The 18,496-nt window shown below is 51.7% G+C and carries 14 protein-coding genes and 1 other annotated feature; of the genes, 12 read left to right on the top strand and 2 right to left on the bottom strand.

The window, feature by feature from the left end; genetic code table 11:
* The first annotated feature begins 69 nt into the window (after positions 1-69).
* The gene (locus B5F80_RS04070) at positions 70-1,911 is read left to right on the top strand and encodes an LTA synthase family protein (protein WP_204246338.1); all 1,842 of its coding nucleotides are present in this window, start codon (positions 70-72) and stop codon (positions 1,909-1,911) included.
* Positions 1,912-1,924: 13 nt separating this feature from the next.
* Positions 1,925-2,380 carry a thioredoxin-dependent thiol peroxidase gene (gene bcp, locus B5F80_RS04065; protein ID WP_087477543.1) on the top strand — a complete coding sequence of 152 codons (456 nt, stop codon included), beginning with the start codon at positions 1,925-1,927 and terminating at the stop codon, positions 2,378-2,380.
* Between the two features lie 51 nt (positions 2,381-2,431).
* Here bcp and lgt read toward each other — a convergent pair whose 3' ends face one another.
* Entirely contained in the window at positions 2,432-3,229 is a 798-nt protein-coding gene (lgt, locus tag B5F80_RS04060; protein WP_087477542.1) for a prolipoprotein diacylglyceryl transferase, read from the bottom strand.
* Positions 3,230-3,370: 141 nt separating this feature from the next.
* Here lgt and B5F80_RS04055 point away from each other — a divergent pair, with 141 nt between their 5' ends.
* The 10 genes from B5F80_RS04055 to B5F80_RS04010 all read left to right on the top strand — a co-directional run bounded on the left by B5F80_RS04055 (position 3,371) and on the right by B5F80_RS04010 (position 17,423).
* Positions 3,371-5,056, top strand: coding sequence for a glycosyl hydrolase family 18 protein (locus B5F80_RS04055; protein ID WP_087477541.1), 1,686 nt, complete (start codon positions 3,371-3,373; stop codon positions 5,054-5,056).
* 84 nt (positions 5,057-5,140) lie between these two features.
* Complete coding sequence (gene leuS, locus B5F80_RS04050) at positions 5,141-7,618, top strand: leucine--tRNA ligase (protein ID WP_087477540.1); 2,478 nt, start codon at positions 5,141-5,143, stop codon at positions 7,616-7,618.
* A gap of 74 nt (positions 7,619-7,692) precedes the next feature.
* Positions 7,693-8,307 (top strand): CoA pyrophosphatase, encoded by a 615-nt coding sequence (locus B5F80_RS04045; protein WP_087477539.1) that lies wholly within the window; start codon positions 7,693-7,695, stop codon positions 8,305-8,307.
* 386 nt (positions 8,308-8,693) lie between these two features.
* The gene (locus B5F80_RS04040) at positions 8,694-9,836 is read left to right on the top strand and encodes an acyl-CoA dehydrogenase (RefSeq protein WP_087477538.1); all 1,143 of its coding nucleotides are present in this window, start codon (positions 8,694-8,696) and stop codon (positions 9,834-9,836) included.
* An 88-nt stretch (positions 9,837-9,924) separates the two neighbouring features.
* On the top strand, positions 9,925-10,728 hold the full coding sequence (locus B5F80_RS04035) for an electron transfer flavoprotein subunit beta/FixA family protein (protein WP_087477537.1): 804 nt from the start codon (positions 9,925-9,927) through the stop codon (positions 10,726-10,728).
* A gap of 22 nt (positions 10,729-10,750) precedes the next feature.
* Entirely contained in the window at positions 10,751-11,770 is a 1,020-nt protein-coding gene (locus B5F80_RS04030) for an electron transfer flavoprotein subunit alpha/FixB family protein (protein ID WP_087477536.1), read from the top strand.
* Positions 11,771-11,927: 157 nt separating this feature from the next.
* Positions 11,928-12,145: a binding site (T-box leader), on the top strand.
* 33 nt (positions 12,146-12,178) lie between these two features.
* Positions 12,179-14,086 carry a threonine--tRNA ligase gene (thrS, locus tag B5F80_RS04025; RefSeq protein WP_087477535.1) on the top strand — a complete coding sequence of 636 codons (1,908 nt, stop codon included), beginning with the start codon at positions 12,179-12,181 and terminating at the stop codon, positions 14,084-14,086.
* A gap of 236 nt (positions 14,087-14,322) precedes the next feature.
* Positions 14,323-15,657: an S-layer homology domain-containing protein gene (locus B5F80_RS04020; RefSeq protein WP_343224275.1), complete on the top strand. Its 1,335-nt coding sequence runs from the start codon at positions 14,323-14,325 to the stop codon at positions 15,655-15,657.
* A 111-nt stretch (positions 15,658-15,768) separates the two neighbouring features.
* On the top strand, positions 15,769-16,638 hold the full coding sequence (gene ylqF, locus B5F80_RS04015; RefSeq protein ID WP_087477534.1) for a ribosome biogenesis GTPase YlqF: 870 nt from the start codon (positions 15,769-15,771) through the stop codon (positions 16,636-16,638).
* Entirely contained in the window at positions 16,635-17,423 is a 789-nt protein-coding gene (locus B5F80_RS04010; RefSeq protein ID WP_087477533.1) for a ribonuclease HII, read from the top strand. The genes ylqF and B5F80_RS04010 overlap by 4 nt, the downstream gene beginning before the upstream one ends.
* An 88-nt stretch (positions 17,424-17,511) precedes the next feature.
* Here B5F80_RS04010 and B5F80_RS04005 read toward each other — a convergent pair whose 3' ends face one another.
* Positions 17,512-18,465: a magnesium transporter CorA family protein gene (locus tag B5F80_RS04005; RefSeq protein WP_087477532.1), complete on the bottom strand. Its 954-nt coding sequence runs from the start codon at positions 18,463-18,465 to the stop codon at positions 17,512-17,514.
* Positions 18,466-18,496 lie beyond the last annotated feature (31 nt).

The following is an 18,496-nucleotide window of genomic DNA, read 5'->3' as shown; positions in this document are numbered from 1 at the left end:
GCGTTGCAGCGTTTTTTGCATTACATACAGCAGGACATAAAATTCTTTATATATTTAGAATGCCTGATTATGGTATTTCGTATTGCTTTTTTAATGGTCTATTCTAACCAATTATCTGACGTAACTGTGACAGAGACCTTGAATGCTTTATGGCTCGGCTTGCGTATCAGTTTAAAGACGACGGCGTTTTGGACGGCGTTTTCGCTGCTGTTTGCAACTTGTGTCGGAACGTTTTGGCGCAAATGGCCGGCTGATAGGATTCGTGTGGTGTTAGGCAGTATTGCTGTGTCTGTGATGACGCTACTGTTTATGATACGGATTCCCTATTATCAGGTATTTCATAATACGTTTGATATTATGGTATTTAACGGCATGAAGGATGACCGGCAGGCTATTTGGCAGACTATGGTTGAGCAGTACCAGTTGTGGCCCCGGTTCATCGGGGCTGTTGTGCTGGCAGCTGTGTGTATTTGGGTATGGAAGCGTATTGCTCAAACGAAAACATGGCAGCCGCAGCGTCATGTTCGCCTTATTACGGCAGCAACTATCGTTTTGCTCCCGGTCTTCGCCGTGTTTTGCAGGTTTGGCGGCGGTTTCAGTATGGATTCCGGCGTGCCATGGGAAAGTGCGGCCCGATTTAAAAATCATTTATTAAACGAAGCAGTCTTAGATGACGGGCAAGCGCTATACCGGGCTCGCGCTATGCATAAGCGGGCTAATGAAACGGCATTGCGTCCTATTACGGTAGCCGAGATGCGAGAGGCGATTCTGCGTTTGGGAGGGAATCCTCAGGCCAAGACGATTGACGATGCCTTTTTGCGGCGTACGCAGTCTGTGCCGCTAGCCCGGAAGCCGCGGCAGGTAATCATTATTTTGGGTGAAAACTACGCCGTATGGCCCTTGCTGCCAGAGTATCGTCCGCTGGGCTTGACCAAGACGGGAGAACGGCTGGAACGTGACGGCGCATATACATATCATTTTTTAGCTAACGGCAATGGAACGATGACGTCGCTGAACGGATTTTTGACGGGCTTGCCTGATGTTGGGATTTATTCTAATTACGTTATGGGAAAGAACGGTGATGTAGATCAGCTGGGTATTGCGCCGCTTATGAAGCAGATGGGCTATAAAACGGTATTTTGGTATGGAGGGATGAAAAGCTGGCAGGATATTGGCGAATTTACGCGTCTGGAAGGCTTTGATGAATTTCATGGCGCCGACGAAATGAGCTCGCAGGACGGTAAATCTTCCTGGGGTGTGTCGGATGAGGCCTTGTTTCAAGCTGTTCGGGAGTATATGGAACACGATGATGGCATGACCTTCCACTTTATTTTGACAACAACAAACCATCCACCTTTTGCGTACGACGTAGATTCCAAGGGGTTCCCAAGAGAAGAAGTGTCAGCGAAGTTGCCTCCGGCGATTTCTAACAATAAAGAAACTGTTGATCAATTAGGTCATATTTGGTATGCTGACCATGTAATGGGATTGTTTATCGACGAGGTAAAACAAATGGAGCCTTCGGCTTTGTTTGTCGTGACTGGAGACCATGCGGAGCGCTTTAATTTTGCTGCTGACGTATCCCTCATGGAATTGAGCGGTATTCCGTGCTATTTTTATGGTGACGGCCTGACGAAAGAGGTGATTTCGCCGGATGTAGCGGGCAGTCATCTGCAGATTGCGCCGACCTTGGCTGAGCTGATTTTGCCGACGGGCAGTTTGTATGAATCCATCTTACCGCCGCTGATGAAGTCGAATCGGGCTTTTAATCATCGCCTAGTGATTGAGGACGGCGTTATGCAGGAACAGAAGAATTTAGCTGATGAAGAGTTCAAGGCTTATATTGAAGCTGCGCGGACCGTAGCTATTTGGCGGATTACAAAAGGAAACAATATCTCAGAATCAGAATAGAGGAGGCAGGAACATGTTAGAAGTAGGGACGAAAGCGCCGGCGTTTACCTTGCCGGACCAGAATGGCACTATGGTGTCCTTGAGCGATTTTGCCGGGAAGAAGGTCGTGCTGTATTTTTATCCTAAGGATAACACGTCGGGATGTACGAAGCAGGCCTGCGGATTTGCTGAATTGTATCCCCAGTTTGAGGAAAAGGGAGCTGTCGTACTGGGCGTCAGCAAGGACAGCGTGGCGTCGCATAAGAAGTTTGAGGAAACTTACGGCCTGCCCTTTACGCTGTTGTCCGACCCGGAGCTGACGGTGATTCAGGCTTACGACGTGTGGGTGGAAAAAAGCATGTACGGCCGTAAGTACATGGGTGTCGAGCGCTCGACCTATTTAATTGACGAAGACGGAGTCATCGTCAAGGCCTTCGGTAAGGTACGGCCTGGCGACAATCCGAAAAAGATGCTGAAAGAAATAGAGTAATGTAAAAGGAAGCCGGCTGCGGGATGCAGACCGGCTTTTCCTATGCACATATTATGAGTTTTGGATGCTGTCTTTGGTGTCTGTTGTGCCTTTCCACTGGAGAAGCACGAAGATGATGAAGGCGGCAGCAAAGGCGACGATGCTGGTCAGCTGGGCTGATTTGAGGCCCAGAGTCAGATTGACGTAGTCGCCGCGCAGAAATTCCAGAAAGAACCGTTCCGCTGCGTAAAGCATAACGTACAGGCAGAAGACCTGTCCTTTTTTATGGGGAAAACAGCTGTAGAACAATAAAAGAATGAATACGAGGACGTCGAGCTGGCCTTCCCAGACTTCTGCCGGCCATAGGGGCTGGCTGCCGTAGGTTCGATAGGCCAGGGTCGTTTCGGGATAGACAATGCCGAAATTTCCGCCTGTGGGATGACCGAAGGCATCGCCGTTCATGAGGTTGGCCATGCGGCCGACGGACTGGCCGAGAATGATGGCCGGTGCGATGAGGTCGGCAAAAGCCCAGGTGTCGATGTCGTGGCGGCGCGTGTACCAGTAGCCGGCGACAGCTCCGAATACCAGGCCGCCCTGGATAGCCATGCCGCCCTGCCAGACGAAGGGGATTTCCAACAGGTGGTTGTGATAATAGGCCCAGTCGAAGAAGAAGACGTCCCAAAGGCGGCCGCCGACGATGCCGGCTAGGCCGCAGCAGAGGGTAAAGTCGAATATGTGGACGTGCCAGCCCCGGCCATCCCGCTTCGTGATGTAGTAGGCTGTAATGCCGGCGGAGATGATGCCGAGCATAAATAACAATCCGTAGGCCCGGATTGGGAAATCGCCGATAAAAAAGAGATATTGATGCAATAGAATAGCCTCCTTTGATGTTTTATACTTTCTCTTTATGGTATAATAGCCATGCAGTATACCTAGAGAGGAAAATTGCATTTTTTTCATTATACCTGATTTCAGAGAAATTTCCACCTGTTTTGCAAAAGGAGGGTGTCTATGAAACATACATCGCGGCTGCGGACGCTGTGCCTGGCGTCGCTGCTCGCCGTGTCTCTTCAAGTTGTCGTGGCGGCGTCCGGCGGAGAGGCCGTATCGGAACAAGCCGTGTCGGACCGCGGGCCGTGGGCTGCCATTCCGCGGGCAGCCATACCGGCAGCGGCGGAACATCCGGCGTCTATGGCGATTCGGGAAGAAGAAGGCCGCTGGCTCGTATCGGAAAAAGCTTTGCAGGAGTATGGCCTGTACAAGGCCGATGCCAAGAAGGGGACGTATTGGCTGCGACTGCCGCCGGCAAAGGATGGATCCGTCTTATGGAAGGATATGCAGGCGGCGCTGCGCCTGCCTGCGCGGCAAAGTGACGGCGAAACGAGTCTGAATATACGCCGTATTTATCGCACGATGGGCCTTTCCCTGACGTGGGAAGAGGGGAAGCGGGAGCTGATGCGGCCTGTGTCTCCTACCCGTCTCGCTCCGATGCTGCGTCCTTTGGGTGACAGCCATAGAGCGGCGGAGGCAAATACTAAAACAGATAACAAAAAAGAGAAAAAAAAGGACAAAAAGAGCCGGAAGAAGCTGGCACAGGAACGGAAGATGGGAGTAGTCTTGTTTTGGGATCCTCTCATGCAGGGAGATGAAAACCTGCCGTCCCTGGATACGGCGCAGCCCGTCATGTCGCCCTGCGCTTTCCGCCTGACCGATCAGGGCGTAGCGCTGCGGCACGATGATTTCGCCATGCTGGCCGACGCTTATGCTGCGAAGGGCTACGCCATGTGGCCCCTCATTGACAATAATTTCGACCCGGCCCTGACCCATGCCGTATTGAGCGACGACAAGCTCCAGGATACGATTATTAAAGAACTGATAGGCTATGCACTGCTGTACGATTTCAAGGGCTACAATATTGATTTTGAAAACATCAACTATGATGATAAGGACAGGCTGACGGCGTTCGTAGGACGCCTGAGCCGGGCCTGCCGGGCTTATGGGCTGAAATTGTCCATGGATGTGACTCCTATATCGAACAGCATGAACTGGTCCCGCGTATACGATCGGGCGGCCTTAGCGCCGCATCTCGATTACCTGATGATCATGGCCTATGACCAATTCAGCCGTACGAGTGACATAGCTGGCCCCGTAGCATCGTATCCTTGGGTAGAAAAAGCCGTGCAGAACGTGACGGCTATCGTGCCGGCGGAAAAGGTTGTCCTGGGCATGCCGCTGTACATGCGCCTGTGGTATGAAACGACGGAAGAACAGGACTTGCCTCTGGATATCAATGAATGGCCGCCTGTTGCCGGGACGGAGGGAGCGGCTGAGAAGAACGCTGCGGCAGAGGTTTTGGCGCCGCAAAGGAAGAACGAGGCGAAGGGCAAGACGGCCGTTTCCAAAGAGGCGAAGCCGAAGAAGCCGGTGCTGCTGGTACGGACGCTGCCCATGTCGGCCAGCGGACTGCTGCTTGAAAAATACAAGGACTACGTTACGTGGAACGACGAGCTGGGCCTGTACTACATGGATTTGCCCCTGACGACGGGCCGGGTCCAGGTATGGTTTGAAGATGAAAAGTCCTTGACGGAAAAAGCTAAATTAATTACGAAATACAACCTCGGCGGCGCAAGTTTTTGGAGAAAAGGCTTCGAAGCGCCCCATTTTTGGCAGAGTTTTGCTCCGCAAGAATTGACTTGACGGCACGGGAACACTATAATAAGAAGAAGACCCTGCAGCAGCGCGGCACCGCCCACTGTACGCAGCGATAGGAGGCATAAGTAATTGGAAAAATATATTCCCCAAGAAATAGAAAAGAAATGGCAGCATAAATGGCTGGAAGACAAGACAGACCGTTGCCCCGACGACAACGGCAAGCCGCCGTATTATGTACTGGAAATGTTTCCGTATCCTTCGGGCAATCTCCATATGGGGCATGTCCGCAACTACACCATCGGCGACGTCATCGCCCGCTACCGCCGCATGAACGGCTACAACGTCCTGCATCCCATGGGCTACGACGCTTTCGGCATGCCTGCTGAAAACGCGGCTATCAAACACGGCACGCCGCCGGCAGATTGGACGTTCAGCAATATTGAAAACATGACACGCCAGCAGAAGGCCCTCGGCCTTTCCTATGACTGGGACCGCGAAGTGGCTACGTGCCATGAAAAATATTATAAATGGACGCAGTGGATTTTCGAGCTGCTGTACAAGCGCGGTTTGGCATACCGCAAGGAAGCCAAGGTAAACTGGTGCGAAAAGTGCAACACCGTACTGGCTAACGAACAGGTCATCGACGGCTTGTGCTGGCGCTGCGATTCGCCTGTCGTCAAAAAGGATCTGAAGCAGTGGTTCTTCAAAATCACCGATTATGCCGACCGCCTTCTCGACGATTTGAAGCTCCTTCCCGGCTGGCCGGAACGGGTTAAAACGATGCAGAAAAACTGGATTGGCCGCAGCGAAGGGGCGGAATTTTCCTTTGAAATCCCGGAAATCGGCAAATCCATTCCCATGTTCTCTACCCGCGTGGACACGATTTTCGGTGTTACGTACATCGTGCTGGCTCCGGAACATCCCTATGTAGAAGAGCTCATCAAGGGCCGGGAAAACGAAGCGGAGCTTCGCGCCTTTATTACGCGCATGAAGAACATGAACGACATCGAACGGACGTCGAACGACGCCGAAAAAGAAGGCATGTTCACCGGCGCTTACGCTGTCAATCCCCTGAATAACGAACAAGTGCCGATCTGGATTGCCAACTACGTCCTGGTAGATTACGGTACGGGCGCTGTCATGGGCGTTCCGGGCCACGACCAGCGCGACTGGGAATTCGCTAAGAAATTCAACCTGCCTATCCGCTTAGTCGTACAGAATAAAGATATGAGCCTCGATTTGAATACGATGGAAGGGGCGTACCACGACCCGGGCGTTCTGGTCAACTCCGGCGAATTCAACGGCCTGACTGACGAAGAAGGCCGCAAAGCCATTACGAAATGGCTCGTCGACCACAACCTCGGCAAGGGCACGGTCAACTTCAAGCTCCGCGACTGGCTTATTTCCCGTCAGCGCTATTGGGGCGCGCCGATTCCTATTATTTACTGCCCGAAATGCGGCGAACAGCTCGTGCCGGAAAATCAGCTGCCGGTTAAGCTGCCGACGGATGTCCAGTTTACGGCCGGCGCCGTATCTCCCTTGGCGACGAGCGAAGAATTCGTTCACTGCACCTGCCCGAAATGCGGCGGCCCGGCGACGAGAGAAACCGATACGATGGATACCTTCGTCTGCTCGTCCTGGTATTTCCTGCGCTATACCGACGCCCGCAACGACGAACAGGCCTGGGACCCGAAAAAGGCCAACCACTGGATGAATGTAGACCAGTACATCGGCGGCATTGAACACGCGATTCTGCACCTGATGTACTCCCGTTTCTTCATGAAGGTCTTCCACGACGCCGGCCTCGTCGACAATGTAGAACCGTTCGAACGCCTTCTGACCCAGGGCATGGTCCTCATGGACGGCAGCAAGATGTCGAAATCAAAGGGCAACGTCGTATCGCCGGAAGAAATCCTCGCCAAATACGGCGCTGATACGGGCCGGCTGTTTATCCTGTTTGCCGCGCCGCCGGAACGTGACCTCGAATGGTCCGATCAGGGCGTAGAAGGTTCGTACCGTTTCCTCAACCGAGTATGGCGTATCGTCCACCAGTACATTGACCTGGCTAAGAACGGCGAAAGGGACCGCGATTTGACGGAAGCAGAAAAGGCGCTTCGCCTGCAGGAACATAAAACCATCGCCAAGGTGACGGAAGACGTCAAAGGCGTAGACGGCGACTATGCGCTGAATACGGCTGTCAGCTCAATTATGGAGCTGGTAAATGCCATGTATGCCTATGTCGGCGCCAATACATCTATCCGCAGCGACGTTGCCTTAGAGGTCAACACCAATCTCTTAAAGCTCCTGGCTCCCTTTACGCCGCACATTACAGAAGAATTGTGGCAGATTGCCGGCTTTGAAGGCAGTGTTCACGAACAGGATTGGCCGGAAGTAGATGCTGGCGCTTTGGTCGTCGATGAAATCGAACTGCCTGTCCAGATTAACGGCAAGGTACGCGAACGTATCACTGTTCCCGTTGAAATCGGTCAGGATGAATTGAGGGAAAAGGTATTGTCTATGCCGCGTGTCAAGGATTTCACTGACGGCAAGACAATCGTTAAATTTATCGTTGTACCTAAAAAAATCATCAATATCGTCGTAAAATAAAGGCGGCAATATATGAAGTATAGAGGAGGATGTCTGAACGGCATCCTCTTTTTTTTGCAATGAGGAGGAAGGTCATGGATGAGTTCAAGCCCTGGCCGGAAAGAATTGTCCGGCAGAATCCCTGCATGAATACAGTGCTTTGCGCTGTACTGGTACCTATTGTACGCATTGACGGTGAAGAGCATGTAGTCTTTGAGGTGCGGAGCAGCAAGTTGAGCTGGCAGCCCGGTGATATTTGTTTTCCCGGCGGCGTCATAGAACAGCGTGACGCCAGTCCTCTGGAGGCGGCACTGCGGGAGACGCAGGAGGAATTAGGCGTAGGATTGCCGCATATCCGGGTCTGGGGGCCATTGGATTACGTAGAATCGCCTGTAGGTGTGAAGATATATCCCTTTGCGGCCCAGCTGGATACGACGAATTTCGTTGTCAGCCGGGGAGAGATAGACCATCTCTTTACGGTGCCTTTGGCATGGTTTAGCGGCCGTAAGCCAGAGGTTGCCCAGGTTGAGCTGGCTACGAGGCCGGGGCCGGGATTTCCCGCCGGTCTGCCCGTGTCGGGACAGGCAGGGTGGAAAAAGCGCAGCACATATAATGTGCTCTTTTACTATTATAAAGAATACAAAATTTGGGGAATTACGGCCCAGATTCTTGACAACTTCCTGGGGATTCGTGCTATAATAAACACATAGCTTTCCTTAATTTTCGTATGACGTATAATTTATCATGCGTAATGTTAAAAGTGGAACAAGCACAGTGCTGCACTGCCTTTTCGTCTGCCGAAGCACGGCGAGACGATTAGCACATTTATCTTATAGGTTGAATCATTCCGGCATTTGTCAAGGTAATTTTTTAATTTTTTTCTAAGTAGTCCTAAAAAGTCTGGATACACGACAAGGATTACAAAATGGCATAATTATATTGTTCCTTAAGTGACATTTGCTATTGATTTAACATGTGAAAAGTTGTACAATTCAGGTGTAAGCACTTAAAGGTTGTGTATATGTGCCCCAAACAGTATGCACTGCACGGGAATGTTTCACTATTCACACTATTATTTAAGGAGAGTGGAAGTATCATGAATTTTAATTTAACAGATGTACAACAGGAATTTGTAAGATTGGCTAAAGACTTTGGCGAAAAGAAATTGGCCCCGACGATTACGGAACGCGACCATCAGGGCATTTTCGATCGTGCTCTCGTTGACGAAATGCTCGGCCTCGGCTTGGCTGGTGCTTATTTCGAAGAAAAATACGGCGGCGCTGAATGCGACGTATTGAGCTACATCCTGGCCGTTGAAGAATTGGCTAAATACGATGCTGGTATGTCCATCACCTTGTCCGCTCATGTATCCCTCTGCATCAACCCGATTTGGCAGTTTGGTACGGAAGAACAGAAAGAAAAATACCTGCCCGGCTTGATCGAAGGCACGAAACTCGGCGCATTCGGCTTGACAGAACCGAACGCTGGTACTGATGCTTCCGGCCAGCAGACCGTTGCTACGAAAGACGAAAACGGCGACTACATCCTGAACGGCTCCAAAGTATTCATCACCAACGCCGGCGAAGCTGACGTTTACATCGTATTCGCTATGACCGATAAATCCCAGGGCACGAAGGGCATCAGCGCCTTCATCATCGAAAAAGGCTGGGAAGGCTTCACATTCGGCAAGAAAGAAGACAAATTGGGCATCCATACTTCCCAGACGATGGAATTAGTATTCCAGAACGTAAAAGTTCCGAAAGAAAACCTCCTCGGCGGCGAAGGCAAAGGCTTCAAAGTTGCTATGATGACCTTGGACGGCGGCCGTATCGGCGTTGCTGCTCAGGCTCTCGGCATTGCAGAAGCTGCTTTGAACGATGCAGTTGAATACTCCAAACAGCGTGTTCAGTTCGGCAAACCGCTTTGCAAATTCCAGTCCGTTTCCTTCAAACTGGCTGACATGAAGATGAAGATTGAAGCTGCTCGTAACCTCGTTTACAAAGCTGCATTCAAGAAACACGAAGGCCAGCCGTTCACGGTTGACGCTGCTATCGCTAAGAGATTCGCTTCCGACGTAGCTATGGAAGTTTCCGTTGAAGCTGTTCAGATCTTCGGCGGCTATGGCTACAGCGAAGAATATCCGGTTGCTCGTCATATGCGTGACGCTAAGATCACTCAGATCTATGAAGGCACCAACGAAGTTCAGTTGATGGTAACATCCGGCGCTTTGTTGCGGTAAGCAATTTTTAAGGTTTATGATACGGGCTTGGTCTGAAAAGACCAAGCCTGTTGAATAAAAAGATACTTTTTTTAGGAGGCAAACGTAAATGGAAATATTGGTATGTGTCAAACAAGTTCCGGACACAGCAGAAGTTAAGATTGACCCCGTAAAACATACCGTCATTCGTGCTGGTGTTCCTAACATTTTCAACCCCTTTGACCAGAACGCTTTGGAAGCAGCTTTGCAGTTGAAGGACAATCAGGGTGCAAAGGTTACTGTCCTTTCCATGGGTCCCCCGCAGGCAAAAGACGTATTGCGCGAAGCTCTGGCAATGGGCGCTGACGACGCTTATCTCCTGACAGACCGCAAAGTTGGCGGCTCTGATACATTGGCTACAGGTTATTGCTTGGCTCAGGCTGTTAAAAAAGTTGCTGAACTCAAAGGCATCGAACAGTTCGATATCATCCTTTGCGGCAAACAGGCTATCGACGGCGACACGGCTCAGGTTGGCCCGCAGATCGCTTGCGAACTCGGTATTCCTCAGATTACATATGCTGCCGAAATCAAAGTTGAAGGCACGACTGTAACGGTTAAACAGCAGAACGAAGAAGGCTACATCGTAACGGAAGCTCAGTTCCCCGTTTTGATTACAGCCGTTAAAGAATTGAACGAACCGCGCTTCCCGACCATCCGTGGTACGATGAAAGCAAAACGTCGTGAAATTCCTGAATTGTCTGCTGCTGACATCAACGCTGACGAATCTCAGATTGGTTTGAGCGGTTCTCCGACAAAAGTTCGTAAGATTTTCACACCGCCTCAGAGAACACAGGGTCTCGTTATTAACGAAGAAGACGCCCAGGTAGCAGTAGATCAGTTGATGGCTAAATTGACTGAAAACAAAATCATCTAATTTCTAAGGAGGAACAGTGAAAATGGATTTAGCAGAATACAAAGGCGTATATGTAATCGCTGAACAATTCGAAGGCAAATTACGTAACGTATCTTTCGAACTGTTGGGCCAGGGCCGTAAATTGGCTGACGGCATCGGTGACGAAGTAGGTGCGGTACTGATTGGTTATAACGTAAAACCGTTGGCACAGGAACTCATCGCTCATGGCGCTCACAAAGTATATGTATATGACGATGAAAAATTGGCTAACTACAACACAACGGCTTACTCTAAAGTTCTGTGCGACTTCTTCCATGAAGTTAAACCGAACGTATTCCTCGTAGGCGCTACGAACATCGGCCGCGATCTCGGCCCCCGCGTCGCTAACTCCCTGAAAACGGGCTTGACGGCTGACTGCACGGGTCTTTCCGTTGACGAAGACGGCAAGACGATCGTTTGGACTCGTCCGGCTTTGGGCGGCAACATCATGGCTGAAATCATTTGCCCGGATAACCGTCCGCAGATGGGTACTGTTCGTCCGAACGTATTCAAAAAACCGGAAGCTGATCCGAGCGCTACAGGCGAAGTTATCGAAATGGAAGCAAAACTTTCCGACGCTGACTTCATGACGAAATTCGTTGAACTCATTAAAATGGGCGGCGAAGGCGTTAAGATCGAAGAAGCTGACGCTATCGTTGCCGGCGGCCGCGGCATGAACGGCGCTGAACCGTTTGTTGACGGCGGTATCCTGAAAGAATTGGCAGACGTATTGGGCGGCGCTGTCGGCGCATCCCGTGCAGCTGTTGACGCTGGCTGGATCGACGCTCTCCATCAGGTTGGCCAGACAGGTAAGACTGTTGGCCCGAAACTCTACATCGCTTGCGCTATTTCCGGTGCTATTCAGCACTTGGCAGGCATGACGGGTTCTGACTGCATCATCGCTATCAACAAAGACGAAGATGCTCCGATCTTCAAAGTTTGCGACTACGGTATCGTTGGCGACGCTTTCGAAGTAGTTCCCAAACTCACAGCAGCTATTAAAGCAGCCAAAGGTATGGCATAATACCTAGATTTCCATAAGCCTAAAAAAGGACTGTCTTCGGGCAGTCCTTTTTACGTAGCTGCAGTTCTTTAAGTTCTTAATTTGAAGTAAAAAAAGACTAAAGTTTCTTGACAAGGTACATCGTACGTCGTATAATTTACGCATACATAGAAATATGTAACAAGCCTTGAAAAGGACATGATATTTTCAGCGGCTTTATCAGAGAGGGGCATAATTGGTGTGAGTGCCCTTAAAGCGTGAAAGTGTTACCCCCTTGGAGCTAATCGCCGGAAGTTGCAGTACGGCGGTTCGGTCGCCACGTTATAGCGTTTGAGTACATCGGTATTTTACTGATGAACTAGGGTGGAACCACGTGAGCATGCTCTCGTCCCTTGAGGACGGGAGCTTTTTTATTAAGGAGGATGTATTATGGCAGAATTAGTGTTAAAAGACGGCAGCAAAAAAGTATTTGCCGACGGCATTTCGTTGTATGATGCCGTAAAAGAGCTGAGCAACAGCTTGGCTAAGAAAGTATTGGTAGCGAAAGTCAATGGAGACGTAACGGATTTGCGGGAAACCATCGTCGACGGTTCTACCGTTGAATTCCTGACTTTTGACGCCCAGGAAGGGAAGGACACGCTCCGCCATACGGCATCCCATATCATGGCGCAGGCCGTTCAGCGTTTGTTCAAGGATGTTAAACTCGCTATCGGCCCGTCCATCGAAAACGGTTTTTACTACGATTTCGATACGGAACACCGGTTTACGCAGGAAGATTTCGCCTCCATCGAAGCAGAAATGGAAAAAATCGTCAAAGAAAATCTCGCTTTGACGAAAGAAGTCGTATCCCGCGACGAAGCGCTGAAAATGTTTAAAGACGCCGGTCAGGACTACAAGGTAGAATTGATTGAAGACCTGCCGGAGGGCGAACAGATTTCCTTATACCGCCAGGGAGATTTCGTCGATTTGTGCGCAGGACCGCACTGCGAAACGACGGGCCGGGTCAAAGCTTTTAAGCTGCTGACGGTGGCCGGTGCGTACTGGCGCGGCGATGAACATAATAAGATGCTTCAGCGTATTTACGGCACGGCTTTCGAAAAGAAAGACGACTTGGATGCATATCTGCACATGCTGGCTGAAGCGGAAAAGCGTGACCATCGTAAATTGGGCAAGCAGCTCGACTTGTTCAGCTTCCACGAAGAAGGCCCGGGCTTCCCGTTCTTCCACGCAAAAGGCATGGTTCTCCGCAAGACGCTGCTCAAATTCTGGTATGAACTGCACGATGAAGCGGAATACGACGAAATCAGCACGCCGACGATCCTGAGCCGCCACCTGTGGGAACAGTCCGGTCACTGGGATCATTACCGCGATAATATGTACTTCACGACTATCGACGACGAACCGTACGCGATTAAGCCGATGAACTGCCCCGGCGGTATCCTCGTATATAAGAGCGACGTCCATAGTTATCGCGATTTCCCCATGCGGATGGCTGAGTTAGGCCTGGTTCACCGCCATGAGCTCCACGGCGCCCTCCACGGCTTGTTCCGCGTTCGCTGCTTCACCCAGGACGACGCCCACATCTTCATGCTGCCGAGCCAGATGGAAGAAGAAATTTCCGGCGTTATCGACTTGTTTGACAAGGCTTACAACGTATTCGGCTTGGAATACCGCGTCGAATTGTCCACTCGTCCGGAAGACTCCATGGGCTCCGACGAAATTTGGGAATTAGCGACGAGCACCCTGCGCAAGGTATTAGAAGACAGAAACATTCCGTACCAGGTCAACGAAGGCGACGGCGCTTTCTACGGTCCGAAGCTCGACTTCCACGTCAAGGATTCCATCGGCCGTACTTGGCAGTGCGGTACGATCCAGCTTGATATGCTCATGCCGGAACGCTTCGACATGACTTATGTCGGCGAAGACGGCCAGAAGCATCGCCCGGTCATGGTACACCGTACCTGCTTCGGCAGCATCGAACGCTTCCTGGGCATCCTCATCGAAAACTATGCTGGAGCCTTCCCCGTATGGCTCGCTCCGGTACAGATCAAATTCCTGCCCATTTCCGATAAGCATTTGGCCTATGCTTTGGAACTGCGCAAGAAATTCAAGAAACTGGGCATCCGCGTAGAAGTAGACGAAAGCAACGAAAAGATCGGCTACAAGATTCGCAAGGCTCAGATGGAAAAGGTTCCGTACATGGCTATCATCGGCGACAAGGAAATCGAAACGAATACCTTGTCCCTCCGCGACAGAGCAAAAGGCGATCTCGGCGCAAAACCGGTCGACGAAGTCGTCGCTCATATTCAGGAACTGACGGCTACGCGCAAAGGATAATAGCATAGGATATACGTTAGGGCGTGCCCGTGCAGGGCATGTCCTTTTCCTATTACAAAACGGTTCGTCTGGCCATACTTTTTCTCATTTCATAGTTGACAAGATCGGATATATCAGGCAAAATAAGTAGCGTTGTGTCTTCATAGGGCGTACAAGCCGCGTGGCATGCGACGGCTGGAAATGCTGCGTACGGAGTGGAGATAGAACGCACTATACGTTTGAAATGAGGGTTATACATGATGAAGAAACTAATCGCTATGGCGGCGGCCAGTATCCTGACAATGGGCATGACGAGTGCCGGTGCTGCCAATCCCTTTGCCGACGTGCCTGCCGACAGCTGGGCTTACCGCTCTGTGGCGGAGCTGGCTGAGGCCGGCGTGATTCAGGGCGTAGACGGAAATTATTTTCAGGGAAACCGTTCCATTACGCGGTATGAAGCGGCTGAAATGGTCGCTAAGGCCATGGCTCATATGGACAGGGCGTCGGTAGAACAGCGGGCCGTGATTCACAAGCTGGCCGACGAGTACGCCGAAGAGCTGAACCGCCTCGGCCTTCGCGTCGCGGCTTTAGAGAACAAGGTCGGCAATGTGAAGTTCAGCGGCGACGCCCGCTTCCGCTATCGCTATCAGAATTCTGCAGGCAGCCGCGTCGGCAAGGAAAATGACGATTCCTGGGATTACCGCATCCGCCTTCGCGGACAGGCACAGCTCGACGAACGGCTGAAAGCCACCGTAAGCATCAGCTCGGACTGGCAGAGCTTCAGTGAAAACGGCGCGGTCAGCGGCGGCACGAACGACGCCTTTGCCGACGCCCTCAAAGTCGACTACGAGACGGATTCCTTTTATCTGAGCCTCGGCCGGACGGATATATACAAGATCGGCGGCCCGCGCAGCTATGGGTACACGTACAGCGATATTTTCGACCGTGCTGAAGGGCAATACCGTACAGATGCTTTTGCTCTTACGGCGGGCTACGGCAAATTCAAAAAGGGGAATGTCATGGCCGGCAGCGTCCAAGGCGATGATTCCATCAACGGCGTAAAGACCGGCTACGGCGAAATCGAAGCTTTTTTTGGCAGCGATTCGGCTGCCGGCGTATATTATAATGATTTCAATACGACTGGGAACGGAGAAGCCAACAGGGATTTTAACGCCGACTCCTTATGGGGCGCCTATGCCAGCGTCAACATCGGCTCGAAATGGAATGTATTGGCTCAGTATGAACGCACGAACTTAAACCATGATACGAAATATACGCACGACGACGGCTCTGCCGACTTGTTCATCGGCCGCCTGATGTACGGGAAATCAAGCATGGCAATCCCGAAATCGTGGGATATCTGGACGGAATACATCGACGCAGAAGACGGTACCTGGCTCGGCGGCTTTACGACGTCGTGGCGCTTCGCCTCGCAGATGGACAATCTGACGTCATGGGGCGTCGGCGTCAACTATGTATTTGCCAAGAACGCCATGTTCAGCGTCATGCAGTCCTTCGCTACGGAAGCCAAGGCCGGCGGCATGGCTGATCCGGAAGAACAGACGCGGGCAGAATTGATTTTCGCATTCTAAGCGGAAGAACCCGGCGCGGCGGACAAGTCGCGCGAAGGCCGGCTGCCAGTTGACGGCAGGGACAGAATCTCCTACAATAGAAACGAAACACAGACAAAAGAGAGGTACGTTATGATTATCAACTGGTATCCCGGCCACATGGCGAAAGCCAGGCGGCTGATAGAAGCAAATCTGAAGGTCATCGACGTTGTCATCGAGCTCGTCGACGCCCGCATCCCCATGAGCAGCACCAACCCCATGATAGCCAGCCTCATCGGCCAGAAGCCGTCGGTCGTCGTCATGAACAAGGCCGACTTGGCCGACCCGGACATGGTCAGGGAATGGGTACAGTATTATAAGGAGCAGGGACGCATCGTGCTGCCCTTAAACAGCAAGGATGGCAAGGGAGTCAAGCAGCTCGTCGCCTTGGTGCGCAAGCTGGCCGAGCCCAAGCTGGCCCATTGGCGGGCCCGGGGGCTGAAGAACCGTTCCGTGCGGACGATGATTCTCGGCATTCCCAACGTAGGCAAGTCGACGCTCATCAACAAGCTGGCCCGGCGCAGCGCCGCCAAGACGGCCGACAAGCCGGGCGAAACGAAGGGCAAGCAGTGGGTTCACATCGGCGATCAGCTCGACCTTCTCGACACGCCGGGCGTATTGTGGCCTAAGCTGGAAAATCAGGTCAGCGCCTATCGGCTGGCCGCGACGGGGGCCATTTCCGACACGGTATTCGATATGGAAACGGTCATTACCCAGCTCATTGAAGAATTGAGCCGGTTTTACGTCGACGAGCTGCTGGCGCGATTTAAGCTGGACGCGTTGGGCGCCGCGCCCTTGGAAACGATTGAAGCTATCGGACGCAAGCGGGGCTGCATCGTAGCAGGCGGCGTCGTCGACATGGAGAAGACATATAAGCTCATTTTGAAGGAATACCGAGAAGGCAAAATCGGCCTGATTTCCCTGGACCGCTGCGGCGAAGATTTTGGGGGCGGCGAATCATGATCGACATCGGGCAGTTAAAGACTGCCGATATTAAAGCCCTGCTGGAACAGAATCCTGCCGACATCATGGCCCTGCTGCAGGCGATGAAGGAAGACCGCCGCCTTTCCGTGCAAAAATTGGCGGATACCTATATCCGCCGCAAGATGAAGGAAGAAGCCGAACGGGAACGGGTTATGCACATGTATTCCCTGGAAACGGCCTATTATAACGACGGCATATACCACGTCGCCGGCATCGACGAAGCCGGACGAGGCCCCGTGGCCGGGCCGGTCATGATAGCCGCCGTCATATTGCCGCCTTACTGGGAATGTCCCGGATTAAACGACAGCAAAAAGCTGTCGGCGGCGAAACGGGACGCATTGTATGATAAAATCATGGCCGAAGCCGTGTCCGTGTCGTGCGTTGCCAAGTCGGAGCAGGAAATAGACGCCCTCGATATTTATCACGCTACGATGCAGGGCATGTACGAAGCAGCGGCCAGTCTTGCCGTGCCGGCTGAAGCCGTCCTCATTGACGCCATGCCCTTGAAGGACCTGGCGGTGCCGCATCAGTCCGTCGTCCACGGCGACAGCCAGAGCGCGTCTATTGCGGCGGCTTCGATTATCGCCAAGGTGACGAGGGACCGGGTCATGATGGAATACGACGAGGCTTATCCTCAGTACGGCTTTGCCGTCCATAAAGGCTATTTGACGCAGCGCCACATCGACGCCATACGGCAGTACGGGCCCTGTCCTATCCATCGGCGCAGCTTTGAGCCGATTAAGAGCATGACGGCAGGACAATAATTTACTTTTGAACACAAAAAAAGCTGGTCATCACCGACTGCCTGTTTCGGCAGCGGCGAGGCCAGCTTTTGCAGTATACAATTGTTTGTCAGAATAAATCCTTTCGCCACAGCATAAAGACGGCGCAGAGGGCACAGAAAAAGGCGATGGCAATGACGTATACGAAGCCCATGACATTGTTGGCAAAGGGCAGGGGGACGTTGATGCCCCAAAAACTGAAGATGATCGTCGGCACGGCCAGGATAATCGTGATGGATGCCAGGAATTTCATGACGATGTTCAGGTTGTTGGAAATGATAGAGGCAAATGTATCAGACATGCTCATGAGGATGTTGGAGTACATTTCAACCATTTCGATAGCCTGCTTGTTTTCGATGATAACGTCTTCCAGCAGGTCTTCGTCTTCTTCGTACATCTTCAGCAGGTGATGGAGAGACGTGTTGCGGCGCAGGCGCATGAGACGCTCCATGACGATGCCGTTGCCCCGCAGGGCCGACGTAAAGTAGGTCAGGGACTTCTGTAATTCCAATAAGAGGAAGAATTCCTTGTTGCGCATGGAATGGCGCAGGATATCTTCGATATCGTCGGTGCGGTGGTTGATCTGCATCAGGTATTTTAGGAACAACGTGGCCGAGCGATAGAGTATCTGGAACAAGAAACGCGTTTTTTTGAAGGTATAAAACAGAGGATATTTATTTTCCGTGAACGCGCGCATGACTTCCGTTTCCTGGATGCACAGGGTGATGATGAAATCGGGCGTGATAAAGATGCCCAGCGGCAAGGTGTCGTAGCTGTCCGTTTCCAGAATAATCGGGATGTTGATGACGACGAAGATGTAGTTGTCTTCTAATTCTACGTGAGAACGTTCTTCCGTATCCAGAGCGGTCTTCAGCACGTCCGTCGGGATTTCCGTTACCATCGATACGAGCTGTAAGTCTTCCGAATCGGGATTTACGACGTCGATCCATGAGCCTTTTTCCGCAGACACCAGGGAAATATTATTTTCCAGGTGGCCGTTATTGTGTTTGTATACTTGAATCATGGCGCTTCTCCGTTTCCTCTTAGTTTAGCGG

Origin of the sequence: Megasphaera sp. An286, from assembly GCF_002163455.1 — a bacterium.
Taxonomy (GTDB): domain Bacteria; phylum Bacillota; class Negativicutes; order Veillonellales; family Megasphaeraceae; genus Megasphaera; species Megasphaera stantonii.
Note: the sequence above shows the minus strand (reverse complement) of the source record. Positions and strands in the feature narration are given on the sequence as shown.

What these genes read in the sequence shown, in the direction of transcription:
- B5F80_RS04070 (WP_204246338.1), top strand. Translation starts at nt 70, where the DNA reads ATGGTATTTCGTATTGCTTTTTTAATGGTCTATTCTAACCAATTATCT.
- bcp (WP_087477543.1), top strand. Translation starts at nt 1,925, where the DNA reads ATGTTAGAAGTAGGGACGAAAGCGCCGGCGTTTACCTTGCCGGACCAG.
- B5F80_RS04055 (WP_087477541.1), top strand. Translation starts at nt 3,371, where the DNA reads ATGAAACATACATCGCGGCTGCGGACGCTGTGCCTGGCGTCGCTGCTC.
- B5F80_RS04045 (WP_087477539.1), top strand. Translation starts at nt 7,693, where the DNA reads ATGGATGAGTTCAAGCCCTGGCCGGAAAGAATTGTCCGGCAGAATCCC.
- B5F80_RS04040 (WP_087477538.1), top strand. Translation starts at nt 8,694, where the DNA reads ATGAATTTTAATTTAACAGATGTACAACAGGAATTTGTAAGATTGGCT.
- B5F80_RS04035 (WP_087477537.1), top strand. Translation starts at nt 9,925, where the DNA reads ATGGAAATATTGGTATGTGTCAAACAAGTTCCGGACACAGCAGAAGTT.
- B5F80_RS04030 (WP_087477536.1), top strand. Translation starts at nt 10,751, where the DNA reads ATGGATTTAGCAGAATACAAAGGCGTATATGTAATCGCTGAACAATTC.
- thrS (WP_087477535.1), top strand. Translation starts at nt 12,179, where the DNA reads ATGGCAGAATTAGTGTTAAAAGACGGCAGCAAAAAAGTATTTGCCGAC.
- B5F80_RS04020 (WP_343224275.1), top strand. Translation starts at nt 14,323, where the DNA reads ATGATGAAGAAACTAATCGCTATGGCGGCGGCCAGTATCCTGACAATG.
- ylqF (WP_087477534.1), top strand. Translation starts at nt 15,769, where the DNA reads ATGATTATCAACTGGTATCCCGGCCACATGGCGAAAGCCAGGCGGCTG.
- B5F80_RS04010 (WP_087477533.1), top strand. Translation starts at nt 16,635, where the DNA reads ATGATCGACATCGGGCAGTTAAAGACTGCCGATATTAAAGCCCTGCTG.
- B5F80_RS04005 (WP_087477532.1), bottom strand. Translation starts at nt 18,465, where the DNA reads ATGATTCAAGTATACAAACACAATAACGGCCACCTGGAAAATAATATT.